Annotated in this window: 12 protein-coding genes; 6 read left to right on the forward strand and 6 right to left on the reverse strand. The window is 67.7% G+C overall.

Translation table 11 applies throughout. From position 1 onward, the window contains the following. Positions 1–212: 212 nt before the first annotated feature. Positions 213–1,466 carry an HNH endonuclease signature motif containing protein gene (locus DMC64_RS36110; RefSeq protein ID WP_125737145.1) on the reverse strand — a complete coding sequence of 418 codons (1,254 nt, stop codon included), beginning with the start codon at positions 1,464–1,466 and terminating at the stop codon, positions 213–215. 351 nt (positions 1,467–1,817) lie between these two features. Between DMC64_RS36110 and DMC64_RS36115 the strand changes: the two genes are divergently transcribed. Continuing rightward, positions 1,818–2,429 (forward strand): hypothetical protein, encoded by a 612-nt coding sequence (locus tag DMC64_RS36115; RefSeq protein WP_125737146.1) that lies wholly within the window; start codon positions 1,818–1,820, stop codon positions 2,427–2,429. Between the two features lie 48 nt (positions 2,430–2,477). Here the strand turns inward: DMC64_RS36115 and DMC64_RS36120 are convergent, their stop codons facing one another. Continuing rightward, on the reverse strand, positions 2,478–3,077 hold the full coding sequence (locus tag DMC64_RS36120; protein WP_038514893.1) for a TetR/AcrR family transcriptional regulator: 600 nt from the start codon (positions 3,075–3,077) through the stop codon (positions 2,478–2,480). A 119-nt stretch (positions 3,078–3,196) separates the two neighbouring features. Here DMC64_RS36120 and DMC64_RS36125 point away from each other — a divergent pair, with 119 nt between their 5' ends. From DMC64_RS36125 to DMC64_RS36135, 3 genes are read left to right on the forward strand one after another with little or no spacing between them, the layout of a single operon-like run. Continuing rightward, positions 3,197–4,030 (forward strand): SDR family NAD(P)-dependent oxidoreductase, encoded by an 834-nt coding sequence (locus tag DMC64_RS36125; protein ID WP_233629933.1) that lies wholly within the window; start codon positions 3,197–3,199, stop codon positions 4,028–4,030. 26 nt (positions 4,031–4,056) lie between these two features. Continuing rightward, positions 4,057–5,184: a DUF5938 domain-containing protein gene (locus DMC64_RS36130; RefSeq protein WP_038523611.1), complete on the forward strand. Its 1,128-nt coding sequence runs from the start codon at positions 4,057–4,059 to the stop codon at positions 5,182–5,184. A gap of 16 nt (positions 5,185–5,200) precedes the next feature. After that, positions 5,201–6,730 (forward strand): AMP-binding protein, encoded by a 1,530-nt coding sequence (locus DMC64_RS36135; RefSeq protein WP_125737147.1) that lies wholly within the window; start codon positions 5,201–5,203, stop codon positions 6,728–6,730. On the opposite strand, the gene DMC64_RS36140 is transcribed toward DMC64_RS36135, so the two are convergent. Further along, complete coding sequence (locus tag DMC64_RS36140; protein WP_037336591.1) at positions 6,727–7,632, reverse strand: Lrp/AsnC family transcriptional regulator; 906 nt, start codon at positions 7,630–7,632, stop codon at positions 6,727–6,729. The two genes, DMC64_RS36135 and DMC64_RS36140, sit on opposite strands and share 4 nt — an antisense overlap. A 211-nt stretch (positions 7,633–7,843) precedes the next feature. On the opposite strand from DMC64_RS36140, the gene DMC64_RS36145 reads away from it, so the two are divergent. Both DMC64_RS36145 and DMC64_RS36150 read left to right on the forward strand, forming a co-directional pair. Next, a complete protein-coding gene (locus DMC64_RS36145; protein ID WP_125737148.1) occupies positions 7,844–9,505 on the forward strand; it encodes an amidohydrolase in 1,662 nt (553 codons plus the stop codon). Then, positions 9,502–10,782, forward strand: coding sequence for an MFS transporter (locus DMC64_RS36150; protein ID WP_125737149.1), 1,281 nt, complete (start codon positions 9,502–9,504; stop codon positions 10,780–10,782). The genes DMC64_RS36145 and DMC64_RS36150 overlap by 4 nt, the downstream gene beginning before the upstream one ends. Here DMC64_RS36150 and DMC64_RS36155 read toward each other — a convergent pair. The 3 genes from DMC64_RS36155 to DMC64_RS36165 all read right to left on the reverse strand — a co-directional run bounded on the left by DMC64_RS36155 (position 10,779) and on the right by DMC64_RS36165 (position 14,951). Beyond that, complete coding sequence (locus DMC64_RS36155) at positions 10,779–12,353, reverse strand: succinic semialdehyde dehydrogenase (protein ID WP_125737150.1); 1,575 nt, start codon at positions 12,351–12,353, stop codon at positions 10,779–10,781. The genes DMC64_RS36150 and DMC64_RS36155 overlap by 4 nt on opposite strands. Positions 12,354–12,366: 13 nt before the next feature. Beyond that, a complete protein-coding gene (locus DMC64_RS36160; RefSeq protein WP_125737151.1) occupies positions 12,367–13,995 on the reverse strand; it encodes a GMC family oxidoreductase in 1,629 nt (542 codons plus the stop codon). A 116-nt stretch (positions 13,996–14,111) separates the two neighbouring features. Next, positions 14,112–14,951, reverse strand: a complete 840-nt coding sequence (locus DMC64_RS36165; RefSeq protein ID WP_199755203.1) for an LLM class F420-dependent oxidoreductase — start codon at positions 14,949–14,951, stop codon at positions 14,112–14,114. Positions 14,952–14,994 lie beyond the last annotated feature (43 nt).

The raw sequence follows: 14,994 nt of genomic DNA on the forward strand, positions 1-14,994 counted from the left end.
ACGTATGGGGCTTTTAACCGTTTATGAGCGGTCTGGGGCGCTTGACGGATCGACGGTGGCCTCGGCCTTTCGTCTGGGGTGGCGGGCAGGTCTCGATCATGACTGGTCCGTTGGCGATGGACTGTGTGGATTTTGGGACGTCAGATGTCCCAAAGCCCACACGAGCATGCCGAGGAGCCCGTCGCCGGCGTGGCCGACGGGCTCTTCGGGGTTCAGACGTAGTGCAGGGTGTTGCGCCGGGGTTTTCGGAGCGGGTCTCGGTACTGGGGTGGGATGAACTCCGGTAACCCGTCGGCCGCCATGCGTACTTCCCAGTCACCGTGGTGAATCAGCCGATGATGGAAGCTACACAGGAGAACTAGGTTCCGGAGATCGGTCGGCCCGCCGTCTGCCCAGTGCTCAATATGATGAGCGTGGCAATTCTTGGGTTTCCGGTGACAGCCCGGGAAGGCACAGCCACCGTCGCGGATGTTCAACGCACGTCTCTGGCCCGGGGTGACGAAGCGTCTCAGTCGCCCCATATCCAGCGGCTCACCCGAGGACCCCATCACGACCGGCACCATCAGACAGTCGCAGGCCGCGAGCCGCGCTTCCCGCGCCGTCATCGTCCCCACGAAGTCGAGACACGCGGTCCCGAGACCCGATTTGAGTTCCTCAAGCCCGACGGTGACATGCACCAAGGTGCGGTAGCCGCTGGTCCCCGGCTGGTCCGGGCAGGCGATCGCCAGATCGAGCAACTCGGCCCAGGCGTCTCCCATGCGCTCGCACTTCATCCGCAAATCCGCCTGCCCGAACTCGTCCACCGGCCGCGGCTGCGCATGCGCCTCCAACGCGGCCGCAGTCCGGGCCCCGGTCTCATCATCGAGCAGACCGGTCAGTTTCCAGAACCCGTCCTTACGCCGCTCCAGGGTGATCTCGCGGCGCGGTTCCTTCGGCTCGGGATCCTTAGGTTCCTTGCCGTCCGGATTCAGCAAGCCCTGCAGGTTCGCCTCGGCCTTGGCGAGCTGCCGCGGACCGGCACTCGGGGCAAGATTCGCCAGGATCTGCTCCGCACCCGCCCGCTCCTCAGCCGAAATCTCGGCCGGGAGGTTCTTCAAGATCTCCAAGATCTGATCGATCCGCTCATCCCCGACCAACCCCTGAGCGGCGACCGCAGCGGTAGCGGGAGCGAGAGGCGGAACCTCAGTGCCATCCAGAGCCCGGGTGGGGTTCAAGGCGATCGCGCGCTTCACCACCGCACTGGCCTCGCCACGTGACAATCCCGCGATCTCGGCGAGCCAGCTGGCCGTGCTGCCATGCCCGTACAAGTCTTTGGCGCCACGAGACTCGACCTCCGCCAGGAACTGCCCCAGGCAGGCGGTCGCTATCCGGATCACCTGCAACGTCTGCTGCACACCATGGGCAAGTTCCAGCTTGCCGGCGCGCCACAGTTCCTGCGGCAACTCGGGGAGGAAGGTCTCGAACACCTCATAAGAATATCATAAATCGAACACATGTACGAATGCGAAGAAGTTTCGAAAGAGGATTCAAGAGTTGAGTGCGCCAACGGATTCCAGCAGGAACCGTTGAACAATTCGGCACAGTCAAGCCGGCCAAGGGATCGCGTGGACGTTCGTTGAGTTCGTCGACGATGCTCCAGGAACAAACCACACGAACAACACCGAAGGGTGCTCAAACATCCCAACAACCAAACCGCATCCCTCCAGTAAGCGCTTTCTGCTAACATCGACCCGCTCACCGGAACTCAGGGAATCTCCCCGATGCGCCGACCACGAACCGAAGCGAGAGTGAACCGACGCGAAGGAGAACAGCACGCAGTGACGTCACCCGCAGCACAGCTCGAATCAGCCCTCACCACGACCATCGAAGAGAAAACCGCACGAGGCTCAACAGACCACCTGCCGCCCACCCAAGGCTGGCATCCCGGCGCCAGAATCGGCGCCACGGCCGAACTCGGCGCGCTCCTCGCCTACAACGACGACGGGTCCACCGGGATCTGCAACCTCGAGAACGGCCGCGGCACGTGGCTGAACCTGCAACCCCAAGACCAAGACCAAAAACAAGACCAAGACCAACGCCCGTACTCGGTCTGGCGCTGGACGGCCGCCTACAACGGACGGCCCGCCTGCCTGATGGGACGTCTCGCCCCCGGAGCGGCCAGACTGGAGCTCCACGCGAGCGACGGCACAGTCGCCGAAGCCGACGTCGTGGACGGCACCTTCGCCGCCGAAATAGCCGTGGACATGGTCAGCCTGCGTCACGCGCGGGAAAGGCTGGAAGCCCATGAAGCCGCTTCCGCGGAAGGCCGCGCGGAGTTCGAGAGGCTGATGGCCGACTCTCGAACGGAAATGACGAAGCTCAAGGTCCGGGTCTACGACAGCGCCGGAACCCTTCTCTACGACGGCGCGGCGATCAACGCCACCGATTAGCGGCAAGCCGTTCGATGGGCTCCATTTCCAGGAGCCCATCGAACGAACCTAAGAGACCAGCCGCCTGAGCAACGACCCGGCGTCCTCGGCGAGACCATCGGCGAGATGGTGCAGCAGCGCTTGCTGGAACAGGCCGTCGAAAGCCGCGTAAGCGACCTGCTGCGTCACGACCGGCGAAGCGTCGGCGAGTTCGGCGTAGCGCTCTACGACCCGCCAGATCATCGCCTGCCGCTGAGTGTCGATCTCGAGCACGTCGGCGCGGAACGCGGCCTCGAAGAGGCTCTGGTTCCGCAGGTCGTACCACAGCCGGTGCATCACGGCGTCGGCCCGCAGCGTGCCCGCCATCGCCTCGCCGAATCCCCGCTCCAGCTCCTCGGCCGAGCGCGCCATGGCCACGACCTCGTCGTAGCGGGTCACGCACACTTCCTCGAACTTGCGGACCGCGTAGGTCAGCAGTTCCACCTTGTCGGTGAAGTAGTAGTGCAGCACCCCGTGCGAGAAATTCGACTTCTGCGCGATCTCCCGCAGGCTCGTCCTCGCGTACCCCAGCTCGGACAGCGCCTGCAGCGCGGACTCCGCCAGTTCCGCCCGTCGCTGGGCGAACTTGTCCACGCTCCGGCGTGCGATCCGCTCGCTCGTCTCGGTCACCACGAGTTCCTGTCCGGTCCGGGAGCCCGCGCCTGCCGCGGGTCCCACAGTCTAGCGTCGCGGATTTCTTGACGACTGTCCAAGAAAATCTTGACGACTGTCCAAAACAGGCTCAGGATGTGACCCACACCGCAACCGCGGACCGTCTCAAGGAGGAGAAGTCCATGGGTTCGTACGACCTTTCGGGCCGAAAAGCCCTGGTCACGGGTGGCGCGCAGGGCCTGGGCGCCGGAATGGCCGAAGCGCTGGCACAGGCGGGCGCGTCGGTGGTCATCGGCGACGTCCAGGAGGATCTCGGGCGCGCCACCGCCGACAAGCTCGACGCGGGCTTCGTCCGGCTCGACGTCACCGACGAACAGAGCTGGGAGCAGGCGGTCGACGCGGTCATCGGCGAACTCGGCGAGCTGGACATCGTGGTGAACAACGCCGGCGTCGAGATCACCGGGCTCGTCGCCGACCTCGACCCCGCCGACGTGCGCAAGATGCTCGACGTGAACGTGCTGGGCACCGCCCTCGGCGTGAAGCACGCCTTCCGCGCGATGCGGCCCGGCGGTCCCGCGGGTGCCGGTGGCGCCGTCGTGAACATCGCCTCGGTCGCCGCGACCATCGCCTTCCCCGGTATCGCGGGCTATTCGGCGACGAAATCGGCGGTCGACCGGCTCACCAGGGTCGCCGCGATGGAGGCCGGGAAACTCGGCTACGGCGTGCGCGTCAACTGCGTCTACCCCGGCCTCGTCCCCACCCAGATGGGTAATCAGCTCGCGCAGGACGTCGTCGAGGTCGGCCTGTTCCCCAGCGTCGAGGACGCCATCGGCGCGGTCGTCGCGCAAACCCCCGCCGGGCGGCTCGGCGAGGTCGCGGACATGGCCGACGCCGTCGTCTTCCTCGCCTCCGACGCCGCCCGCTTCATCACCGGCGCCGGGCTCCCGGTCGACGGCGGAATGGGCATGTGACCAGCACGAACCCGAAAGGAATCACCATGAGCAGCCCCAAACCCGTCGTGGTCTACGGCGCCTCCGGCTACACCGGACGGCTGATCTGCGAGTACCTGCGCGAGTACAACGTCCCGTTCATCGCCGCCGGCCGGGACAAGGCCCGCATCCAGGAGGCGATCGACCACGTGCCCGGCCTCGACACCATCGATCACGAGGTCGTCGAGGTCTCGCACGACGTCGAAGCGCTCACCGAACTGTTCCGCGACGCCAAGGTCGTGTGCAACACCGTCGGCCCGTTCAGCGAGTACGGCCACGAAGTCGTCGAAGCCTGCCTGCGCACCGGAACGCATTACCTCGACACCACCGGCGAGCAGGACTGGCTGATCGCCTCCGAAGAACGCTACGGCGCGCAGATGGCCGAGAAGGGCCTGCTGCTCTCCCCCGGCATCGCGCAGATGTACACCACCGGCGAGATCGCGGCGAACCTGTGCCTGGAAACACCGGGACTGGACACTTTGGACATCCTGGTGTTCTGGAAGGGTTATCCCACGGTCGCTTCGACGAAGACCATCCTGGTCAACGCCGCGCTGTCCGCCGCGTACTACCTCGAACAGAACGAATACCGACCCTGGCCCGCCGACGGCGGACTGCAGGACGTCACCGTGCCCGGCCATCACGAGACCGGGCTGGCCCTGCCCTGGGGCGGCACCTCGCATCCGGTCTGGTTCAAGAACGACGCCCGCGTGGCCAACGTCAAGGCCGTCGGCGGCGTCTTCGACCGTGCGCTCATGCAGGGGGTGCCGCAGATCGTCGCGGCCGTCCTGGAACAGGTGAAAGACCTGCCGCTGGACGAGAAGATGCGCGTGCTGGCCGAGCAGGCCGCCGCCGTGCGCGACGAGATGCCGCCGCGGGAGAACCAGCGGCTCAACACCTCGCTGGATTCGGTGCACGCCTCGGGGCCTTTGGGTCGCGCGCACTGCGTCATCCACGGGACCTGCAACTACAAGCAGACCGGGTTGATGCAGGCTTACGGCGCCTACTCGCTGCTTCAGCAGCCGCCGAAACGCGTGGGGTTCGCCTCCGGGTGCCAGGCTTTCGGCCACCGCGAGCTGCTCGGCGTGCTACGAAGCTTCGGGCTGGTTTCGAATCCGGTCTTGACCGTCCACGACTGACCGGAAGGACGAGCGCGTGCGACTGACCGACTACCTCGACAAGGGCGCTTCACTCGATCCGGCGGCGCCCTGCCTCACCATGGGTGACACGTCCCTCAGCTACGGCGAAGTGCAAAAGTTGTCGTGGCAGGTGGGGCGGGCGCTGGCCCGGTCCGGCGTCGAACCGGGCGACAAGGTGGCGATCCTGTCCGGGAACGATCCCCTGTCGTTCGGCTGTGTCTTCGGGATCAGCCGGGCCGGTGCCGTGTGGTGCCCGGTCAACCCGCGCAACGAGGCCGCCGAGAACAGGGAACTGCTCGACCTGTTCGACTGCACCTGTCTCCTGGTGCAGGAGTCGTTCGCACCGCTCGTCTCCCGGATGCTCCCCGATCTGCCGAAACTGTCCACAGTGGTCTGTCTCGACGGCACGATGCCCGGCGCCGTCCCGTTTTCCGACTGGATCGGCGGCGCCGAGCCCTGGGAGGAGACCCCGCCGGACGACATGGTCCTGCTGGTCGGCACCGGCGGCACCACCGGCCATCCCAAAGCGGTGATGCTCGGCGGCACCAACGTGGAGACGATGTCGGCGCTCACGCTGATGAGCTACCCGTTCACCGGCCGCCCGCGCTATCTGGCGCTGGCGCCGCTGACACACGCGGCGGGCGTGCTCTGTTTCCCGGTCCTGACCCTCGGCGGCGAGATCGTCGTCATGCCCTCACCGGACCTCGGCGAATTCCTCGCGCTGGTGGAACGCCGCCGCATCACGCACACCTTCCTGCCACCGACGCTGATCTACCTGCTGCTCGACAATCCGGCGCTGGACGCCGCCGATCTGTCGTCGCTGCAATGCCTTTGGTACGGCGCCGCGCCGATGTCGGCCACCAAACTCGCCGAAGCGATCACCCGGATCGGCCCGGTCTTCGGGCAGTTGTTCGGGCAGAGCGAAGCCCCCATGATGGTCTCCACCCTCGCGCCCGCCGAGCACGTCCATCCCGATGGATCCCTTGCCCTGGAACGGTTCACGTCGGCGGGCAGGCCCACTCCCCTCACCCAGGTCGCGATCATGTCCGACACGGGCGAGCTGCTCCCGACCGGCGAACGCGGCGAGATCGTCGTCCGCGGTTCGCTGGTGATGCTCGGCTACTACAAGAATCCGGACGCGACGGCGGAGGCGAGCGCGCACGGCTGGCATCACACGGGCGACATCGGCTACCTCGACGAAGACCACTACCTCTACATCGTCGACCGTGCCAAGGACATGATCATCACCGGCGGTTTCAACGTCTATTCGGCCGAGGTCGAGCAGGCGCTCATGGCGCACGAAGCGGTGCAGGACTGTGCCGTGATCGGGTTGCCGCACGAGAAATGGGGCGAGCAGATCACCGCCGTCGTCCAGCTCCACTCCGGGAGAACGGCGGCAGCGCAAGAGCTCCGCGCCACCGTCAAGGAGCGGCTGGGCAGCATCAAAACGCCGAAGGAGATCCTGGTCTGGCCGGATCTCCCCCGGTCCAAGATCGGCAAGGTGCTCAAGACCGAGATCCGGAAAGCCTTGCTGGACAACGCCTAGCGGCGCGCGAGCTCCTCCGCGGTCGGCAGCGGCCACTCGTAGCGTTCCTTGGCGATGCGGAGGTGGACCCACGTCTCCGCGGTCACGACGTCGGGCCTGCCGCTGATCTCTTCGAGCGCCCGGTCGAGCGCGCGGGCGGACTGCGCGGCGATGGTGGCGACGACGTCGAACCGGCCGATGGTCCTGGCGAGGAACTCGGTGTCCTCCCGCGCGGCGAGCGCGGCGGTCACGGCATCCCCGGCTCCCCGCACGTTCAGGCCGATCCCGCAGACGAGACCGGCGTCCGGCCGGGCACGGCTGAGCACCGGCGCGATGCGGATGACGTCGTGTTCGACCAGGAAGCGCACGCGGGTGCGGGTGGCCGACGGCGACAGCCCGACGTGCTCGGCGATACGCGCGTAGCTTTCCCGCCCGTCGGCCTGCAGCCGCAGCATGATCGCGAGGTCGCGGTCGTCGAGCCGCAACCAGGGCGGCAGCGGGCGGCCGGGCATGAACAGGCCTTTGACCACGTCCACGTAGACGAGGGTGTTGACCTGTTCCACCTCCGGCAGGCCGCGGATGTCGGCCACCGTGCGATAGAGCTCGGGCGAGTCGGGCAGGCGCAGTTCGGCGACGGTCTGGTGATCCCCGCTCACCGCGGAGACGAACGCCGCGGCGGGCAAGGCCGCGATGGCGTCCGTCGTCGCCTGCGAGCGGCCCGATGTGCGGATCGCGAGATGCGCGTACGCGGTCAGGCCGAGGAACTCGGGGTGGACCGCCGCGACCACGTTCAGCGAGCCGTCGGCCTTCAGTTGCTCCAGCCGGGCCGACACGGCCGACCTCGAAGCCCCGACGCGTTTGGCCAGATCGGCGACGCTCATCCGGCCGTCCGTGCGCAAAGCCGCGACCAGCGCGTCGTCCACGACGATTCTCCTCTGCTGAATTTCCGACGGCGGGGCCCACCATATCACCAGCGGAAACCCGGCAAAGACAGCCGAGATTGCGCGTTGTGTTCATGATCGCGCGCAGATCGATCGTGAACACCATCCGTACACGACCGATCTGATTGCGCTGGCGGTTTTCGTCGCTTACCTTCGCCCCACTTCACCGTCGAAAACCCCAGGAGTCCGCCCGATGCGCCTGTTGCCCCTCGATCGTTCAATCCTCGACGCGCGAGCGACGATCCTGCGTCCCGATGAGCTGGTGACCGTCGACGACGCCACCGAAGGCGCCGAAGCGGTCCTCGTATTCGGCGAGGAGATCGCCGCGGTCGGTTCGGTGGACGAATGCCGCGCCCGGGCCGCGAGCCTCGGCCGCCCCGATCCGGAGGTGCGGCGGCTGCCGGGCACGCTCCTGCCGGGATTCGTCGATCCGCACGCGCATCCCTTGATGTACGGGCAGATGATGACCTGGGTCGACTGCGGCCCCGAACGCGCGTCGACCATCCCCGCCATCGTCGCCCTGCTGCGCGAGGCGGCCGAGAACACACCGGTGGGCAGGCCGATCCGCGGTTATGGCTACGAGCACCGCAACCTCGCCGAGAAACGCCATCCCCGCAAGGAAGAACTCGACGCGGTCGCCGACGATCGCGAGGTCTACCTCATGAACGCCAGCGGGCACGGCGGTGTGGTGAACAGCTTCACGTTGCGGCGCAACGGCGTCACCCGGGACACCCCGGATCCCGACGGCGGGGTGTTCTTCCGTGACGAGCACGGCGAACTGACCGGTGAGCTCTCGGACGCCGCGTGCAACATCCTCACCGGGGTCACCGGGGTGAAGGTCGGGCGGCACGGGCCGAACTTCCACCTCGAGGACGAGCCGGAGGAGCACGCGCGGCAGCTGGCCGCGGCGCAGGAGAAGTTCCTCGCCGCCGGGGTGACCGCGATCGGCGACGCCCAGGTCACGCGCCGCGAGTTCGACATGTACCTGAGGCTGGACGAGGCCGGGCGGCTCAAGACGCGCGTCCATATGTACCTGCTGTCCCACCTGCTCGACCAGGCCCTGGAAATGGGACTGCACGGCGCTTTCGGCACTTCCCGCCTCGCTTTCGCGGGGATCAAGTTCTACGCCGACGGCACCCTCGGCGGGTGGACCGCGTACTTCCCGGACGGCTACGTCGGCGATCCCTGCCGCACCGGACAGCTCTACCACGACCCGAAGGACTACGCCGCGCTCATCGGCAAGGCCCACGAAGCCGGGCTCCAGACCGCGACCCACGCTCAGTCCCCCGACGCGATCGCCATGGTGCTGGACGCCATCGAGGACGCGCAGCAGCGGAATCCCCGGTCCGACGCGCGGCACCGCATCGAGCACTGCGGGCTGCCGTCCCCGGAGCAGATCGAGCGGATGGCCGCGCTCGGCGTCCATCCGGTCAACCAGCCGCAGCACTACTACAACTGGGGTGAAGGCGTCACCGACGCCGTCGGGACCCCCGGCGAGCGGTTCAACCCGCTCGGCGAGTTCCAGGCCGCGGGCGTGCCGGTCACGCTGAGCTCGGACGCCCCGGTCGCGGAACCGAATCCGCTCGAAGCCATCCAGACAGCGGTGACCAGGACGACCCGCCGCGGTCACCGGCTGGGCGGCGACGACCTGCTGATCGACGTCCGGTCGGCCGTCGCCGCGCATACGATCGCCGGCGCCCGGGTGCTCGGCCGGGAACGCGACCTCGGCTCGATCACCCCCGGCAAACGCGCGGATTTCGTGCTGCTGGACGAGAATCCCCTGACCTGCGACCCGAGCCGGATCGCGGGCATCGGCGTGCTGGAAACCTGGATCGACGGCGAGGTGGCCCGATGACCGTCCGAACCGACACACAGTCGCTCCGCCGTGCCCGCCGGGCCGGGCTCGCGGCCTTCGTCGGCACCACGATCGAGTGGTACGACTTCTACATCTACGCCACGGCCGCGAGCCTCGTCTTCGGCACCGTGTTCTTCCCCGCCACCGGCGACCGCCTGACCGGTGTCGCGGCGGCCTTCGCGACGTACGCTGTCGGGTTCTTCGCGCGGCCGCTCGGCGGCATCGTGTTCGGGCATGTCGGCGACCGGGTCGGCCGCAAGACCGCGCTCGTGGTCACGCTGACCATGATGGGCGCGGCGACGTTCCTGGTCGGCTGTCTCCCCGGCTACGGCCAGATCGGCACGTGGGCGCCGATCCTGCTCGTGGTGCTCAGGTTCGTCCAGGGCCTCGCCGTCGGCGGCGAATGGGGCGGTGCCGTGCTCATGGCCGTCGAGCACGCGCCGCCGGACAAGAAGACCTTCTACGGCGCGTTCGCGCAGGCGGGCAACCCCGCCGGCGCGCTGCTGGCCACCGGTCTGTTCAGTCTCCTGAGCACCGGCGGCACGGAATGGCTCGCCACCTGGGGCTGGCGGATCCCCTTCTTCGCGTCCGTGCTGCTCATCGGTGTCGGCCTCATCGTGCGGCTGAAGGTCGAGGAGTCACCGGTCTTCGAGGAAACCGTCGAAGAGACCGGCGTGCCCATCCTGTACGCGGTGCGGACGAACTGGAAGCCGATCCTGCTGGGCATCTGCGTGCTGCCCGTCGCGGTCGGCGGCTACTACCTCGTCACCACCTTCGCGACGGCGTACGCGACCGATCCGGCCGTCGGCGTCTCCGAATCGCTGGTGCTCAACGCGCTCACCATCGCCGCCTTCGTCGAACTGGTCGTCAGTTTCGGCGCGGCCTGGCTCGGCGATCGTTTCGGCCGGGTGCGGGTGGTCGTCATCGGCCTTGCCGGGGTCGCCGTGCTCGCGGCGCCGCAGTTCCTGGTGCTCTCGACCAAGAACGCGGTGCTGATCATCGCGGCGTTCGTCGCGATGCGCCTGGCGATGACGGCGACCTACAGCCCGATCGCCGCCATCCTGTCGCAGATGTTCCGACCGCGGGCGCGCTACACCAGCATCTCGCTGTCCTATCAGCTCGCGGGCGCGCTGTTCGGCGGCCTCTCGCCGTTGGTGTCGACGCTGCTGTTCCAGGCGACCGGCAGTGTCTGGCCGGCGATCGGCCTGCTGATCGGGATGTGCGTGCTGAGCATCGCCTGTGTGCTGGCCGCGCCGCAGCACACCGACGAGGTTTAGCGGATGCGCAAGCGCCGCATGAGTTTCAGCCCGGACAGCATCCCTTCGACGTACTTCTCGTAGGTCTGGCCGCCGCGGGGACCCATGACCTGCTTCTTGAGCACCGCGACGTTCTTGACGTCGGTGTACTTGAGCAGGCCCTGGTCCCCGTGGCGGGCGCCGACGCCGGAGTTCTTGACCCCGCCGGACGGCGTCCCCTTCGAGGCGTACGCGGTGGCCAGGATGTCGTTGATGTTGACGTTGCCGGACTCGATCCGTGCGGCCACGGCCCGCGCGGCGCCGACGTCACGGCCCCAGACGGAGGCGTTGAGGCCGTACTCGGTGTCGTTGGCGAGCGCGACGGCCTCGTCGACCGTACGGTACTTGTGCAGCGCGACAACGGGGCCGAAGGTTTCGGTGACGCCGCAGAGCATGTCCTTCGTGACGCCTTCGAGGATCGTCGGCTCGAAGAACGCCGGACCGAGGTCGGGCCGCGGCTTTCCTCCACAAAGGACGGTCGCACCTTTGGCGACGGCGTCGTCCACATGGGACTTGACCCGGCTCATGTGGTCGACGGACACGAGCGAGCCCATGTCCGGCCCGAAGTCGTACGCGGCGCGGACGTCGAGAGCCTTGGTCTTGGCCACGTACGCGTTCTTGAACTCCTCGTAGCGGGACTCCGGCAGATAGATCCGCTCGATGTGCATGCAGATCTGCCCGGTGTTGCCGAAAGCGCCGAAGATCGCGCCCTGCACGGTCTCGTCCAGATCGGCGTCTTCGAGCACGATCATCGGGTTCTTGCCGCCGAGTTCGAGGCAGCAGCCGATGAGGTTGCGGCCCGCCTGTTCGCCGATCACCCGGCCGGTGGCGGTGGAGCCGGTGAACATCACGTAGTTCGCCTGGCCGATGAGCGTGGGGCCGACGTCGGGGCCCTCACCGCACACCACCTGGAACAGCCCCTTCGGCAGCCCGGCCTGCTCCAGCAGCTCGACACCGTAGAGCGGGGAGAGCGCGGTCTTGTTGTCGGGTTTCAGCACCACCGCGTTCCCGGCCATCAGCGCCGGGACGGCGTCGGAAATGCCGGTGGCGAACGGGAAGTTCCACGGCGCGATGATCCCGACCACGCCCTTGGGCTGCCGGATCTCGGTCGACGTCGTCAGGAACGGGACCGGTCCCCCGCGTTTCGCCGGCGCCAGCAGTTTGGCGGCCCGCGTGAGGTAATGGCTCATCACCATCGCCGGATCGCAGGTCTCCTCGATCGCCATCCGGCGGTTCTTGCCGCTCTCGACCTGGATGAGGTCGGTGACGGCCGGCGCGTTGTCGACGAAGAGCGTGTGCGCGCGTTTGAACACCTCCAGCCGCTGTTTGAGCGGGGTGGCGGCCCACTTCTCCTGCGCGGCGCGGGCGGTGGTGAACGCCTGCTCGATGTCGGCGGGGGTCGATTGAGGCAGCTCGACGAGCACCTCGCCGGTGTAGACCTCGGTGAGTTTCCAGGTCGCGCCGGACGAGCCCGGCACGCGGGCGACGAGCCGTCGGAGGAACGCGTCGGTCACCGACGCTGGACGGGTGAGCGCGAGCGGTGTGACGGTCATGGCCCCTCTTCCGTCAGTTGTCCGACAAGACGAGCTGCGCGCCCATTTCGCCGATCATGATGGCGGGCGCGTTGGTGTTGCCACCGGTGATCGACGGCATGATCGAGGCGTCGCAGACCCGCAGGCCCTCGACCCCGCGAACCTTGAGGTCGGGACTCACGACCGCGAGCTCGTCCACGCCCATCCGGCAGGTGCCGACGCCGTGGTACACCGAGGTCGCGCGGTTCAGGATCGCGTCGCGCAGTTCCTGTCCCTGCAACGCTTTGCCGGGGTGCAGCTCCTCCTTGATCGAGCCGTTGAACGCCTTCGACGCGAAGATCTCGCGGACCATCTCCGAGCCCTCACCGAGCACCTCGAGATCGCCCGGATCGGACAGGTACTGCGGGTCGATGAGCGGCGCCGCCGTGGGGTCGGCCGAGGCGAGCCGCAGTGTGCCGCGGCTCCTCGGGTAGATCAGCGTCGTGAGCACGGTGAGCGCGGGCCGTTTGTCGACGTCGTGCCGGATGGGCGCGTCCTGGTTCGGCGTCACGTACGCCCACGGCAGGAGATGCAGCTGGAGGTCGGGCACTTCGGCGGCCTGGGAGGTCTTGAGGAAAGCGACGGCCTCGAAGACCGAGTTCGCCAGGAACGTCGTCCCGGGCCGCATCAGTTCGCTGACGAGGCCGCGCGCGAAGTACGGCGGCGTGCCCCTGTTCTTGCTCGACGACGCGCGGAAGGTCAGCGCGTGGAACATGTGGTCGTGCAGGTTGTCCCCGACCGGCAGATCCGCGACGACGTCGATGCCGTGTTCCTTCAGGTGCTCGGCGTGCCCGATCCCGGACAGCATCAGCAGCTGCGCGGATCCGACGAAGCCCGCCGAGAGGATGACCTCCTTACCCGCGCGCAGGATGCGCTGTCCGCCGTTCGCGTCCACGACCTCGACACCGACGGCGCGGCCGTTCTCGATGACCACCTTCTTCGCCAGCACGCCGGACTGGACCTGCAGCGTGGCGGGCGCGAGATGGTGGATGTAACCGCGTGAGGCGCTGTAGCGCAGGCCGTCGGCGGCGTTCTGCTGCATCCGGCTGACGCCCTCTTGGGACTCGGCGTTGTAGTCGTCGAGGATGTCGCAGCCGATCGCGTCGGCGGTCGCCTGGAGGAACTGGAGCGTGCCCTCCTGCGGGGTCTTGTTGCGGGTGACCCGGATCGGCCCGCCCGCGCCGCGGAAGTCGTTCTCGCCGTCCTCGAAGTCCTCCATCCGCTTGTACGCGGCGTTGACGCTGTCGGCGTCCCAGCCCTTGTTGCCCTCGGCGGCCCAGGAGTCGAAGTTGGCGCGGTTGCCGCGCACGTAGACCATCCCGTTGATGGAGCTGGAACCGCCGACCACCTTGCCGCGCGGCACCGGCATCCGGCGATCGAGAACGTGTTTCTGCGGCACCGAGTAGTAGCCCCAGTCGAAGGGCTTCTTGAGCTGGGGCACCGCGTGCATCGGGCCGACCAGCCCCGGCTTCTTGACGAGCATCTTCTCGTCCGTCTTACCCGCTTCGAGGACGATCACGCTGGCCCCGGCCTCCGCCAGCCTGCCGGCGATCGCGGCGCCCGAGCTGCCCGATCCGACGACCACGTAGTCGGCCTCGTCGCCGCGCGCAGCCCTGTTCGCCATGTCCGCTCCTCGGTCGCCCACCGTGCAGAACTGTAACCTGTTCTAGTTCTGTCACCGTATAGCGAGACCGGCCGGTTCCGCAACGGGCCATCGCTCCCCGGCCGGCCTCCGAGACCTCAGCGCAGCGGTTCGAGCGCCTTCGCGAGCGGCTCCAGCACGGCGGGGGTGTGCGGCGGCGGCAGGTAGATGATCGCCAGGTCGAGCCCCACTTCACCGAGAGCTTCGGCCTCCGCGGCCACCTTCGCGTAGTCGCCGTCCGTACCGAGGCGGACGTGCGAGGACAGCGTGATCTCCTTCGGATCCCGGCCGATGTCCGCACAGTGCCGGTGCAGCACCTCGCGCTTGTGCGCGAACTCCTCCGGCGTGCCGCCGACGAAGTTCCAGTGCTGGGCGTACTTCGCGGTCGTGCGCAGGGTGCGCTTCTCGCCGCTGCCACCGATGCAGATCGGCGGATGCGGCTTCTGTACGCCCTTGGGTTCACAACGGGCGTCGATCAGCTGGTAGTGCTCGCCCTGGAAGCTCGTGGTCTCCTGGGTCAGCAGGCCGACGAGGATCTCGCAGGCCTCCTCGAAGCGGTCACTGCGCTCCTTGATGGTGCCCAGCTCCATGCCGTACGCGCCGGATTCCTCTTCGTTCCAGCCCGCGCCGACGCCGATTTCCAGCCGTCCACCGGAAACGATGTCCAGTGTCGCGGCCATGTTCGCGAGCAGCGCGGGGTGGCGGTAGTGGATCCCGCTGACCAGCGTGCCCACCCGGAGCCGTTTCGTGGCCTGCGCGAGCGCGGTGAGCGTCACCCACCCTTCCAGGCAGGGGCCGGTCGAATCCGAGAAAATGGGATAGAAGTGATCGAAGGTCCAGCCCGATTCGAAGAGTTCGATCTCGTCGGCGGCCTGCCAGACGGCGAGCATGTCGGACCAAACGGTGTCCTGCGGCGAAGTCTTGATGGCGAATCGCATGATCTTGATCGTAAACCTGGAGTTCCTCCAGTCGCTCCCGAAA

Origin of the sequence: Amycolatopsis sp. WAC 04197, assembly GCF_003947475.1 — a bacterium.
GTDB lineage: Bacteria > Actinomycetota > Actinomycetes > Mycobacteriales > Pseudonocardiaceae > Amycolatopsis > Amycolatopsis japonica.

Coding starts and splice junctions, on each gene's coding strand:
- DMC64_RS36165 (WP_199755203.1), bottom strand. CDS start 14,951: ATGCGATTCGCCATCAAGACTTCGCCGCAGGACACCGTTTGGTCCGAC.
- DMC64_RS36130 (WP_038523611.1), top strand. CDS start 4,057: ATGAGCAGCCCCAAACCCGTCGTGGTCTACGGCGCCTCCGGCTACACC.
- DMC64_RS36150 (WP_125737149.1), top strand. CDS start 9,502: ATGACCGTCCGAACCGACACACAGTCGCTCCGCCGTGCCCGCCGGGCC.
- DMC64_RS36160 (WP_125737151.1), bottom strand. CDS start 13,995: ATGGCGAACAGGGCTGCGCGCGGCGACGAGGCCGACTACGTGGTCGTC.
- DMC64_RS36155 (WP_125737150.1), bottom strand. CDS start 12,353: ATGACCGTCACACCGCTCGCGCTCACCCGTCCAGCGTCGGTGACCGAC.
- DMC64_RS36145 (WP_125737148.1), top strand. CDS start 7,844: ATGCGCCTGTTGCCCCTCGATCGTTCAATCCTCGACGCGCGAGCGACG.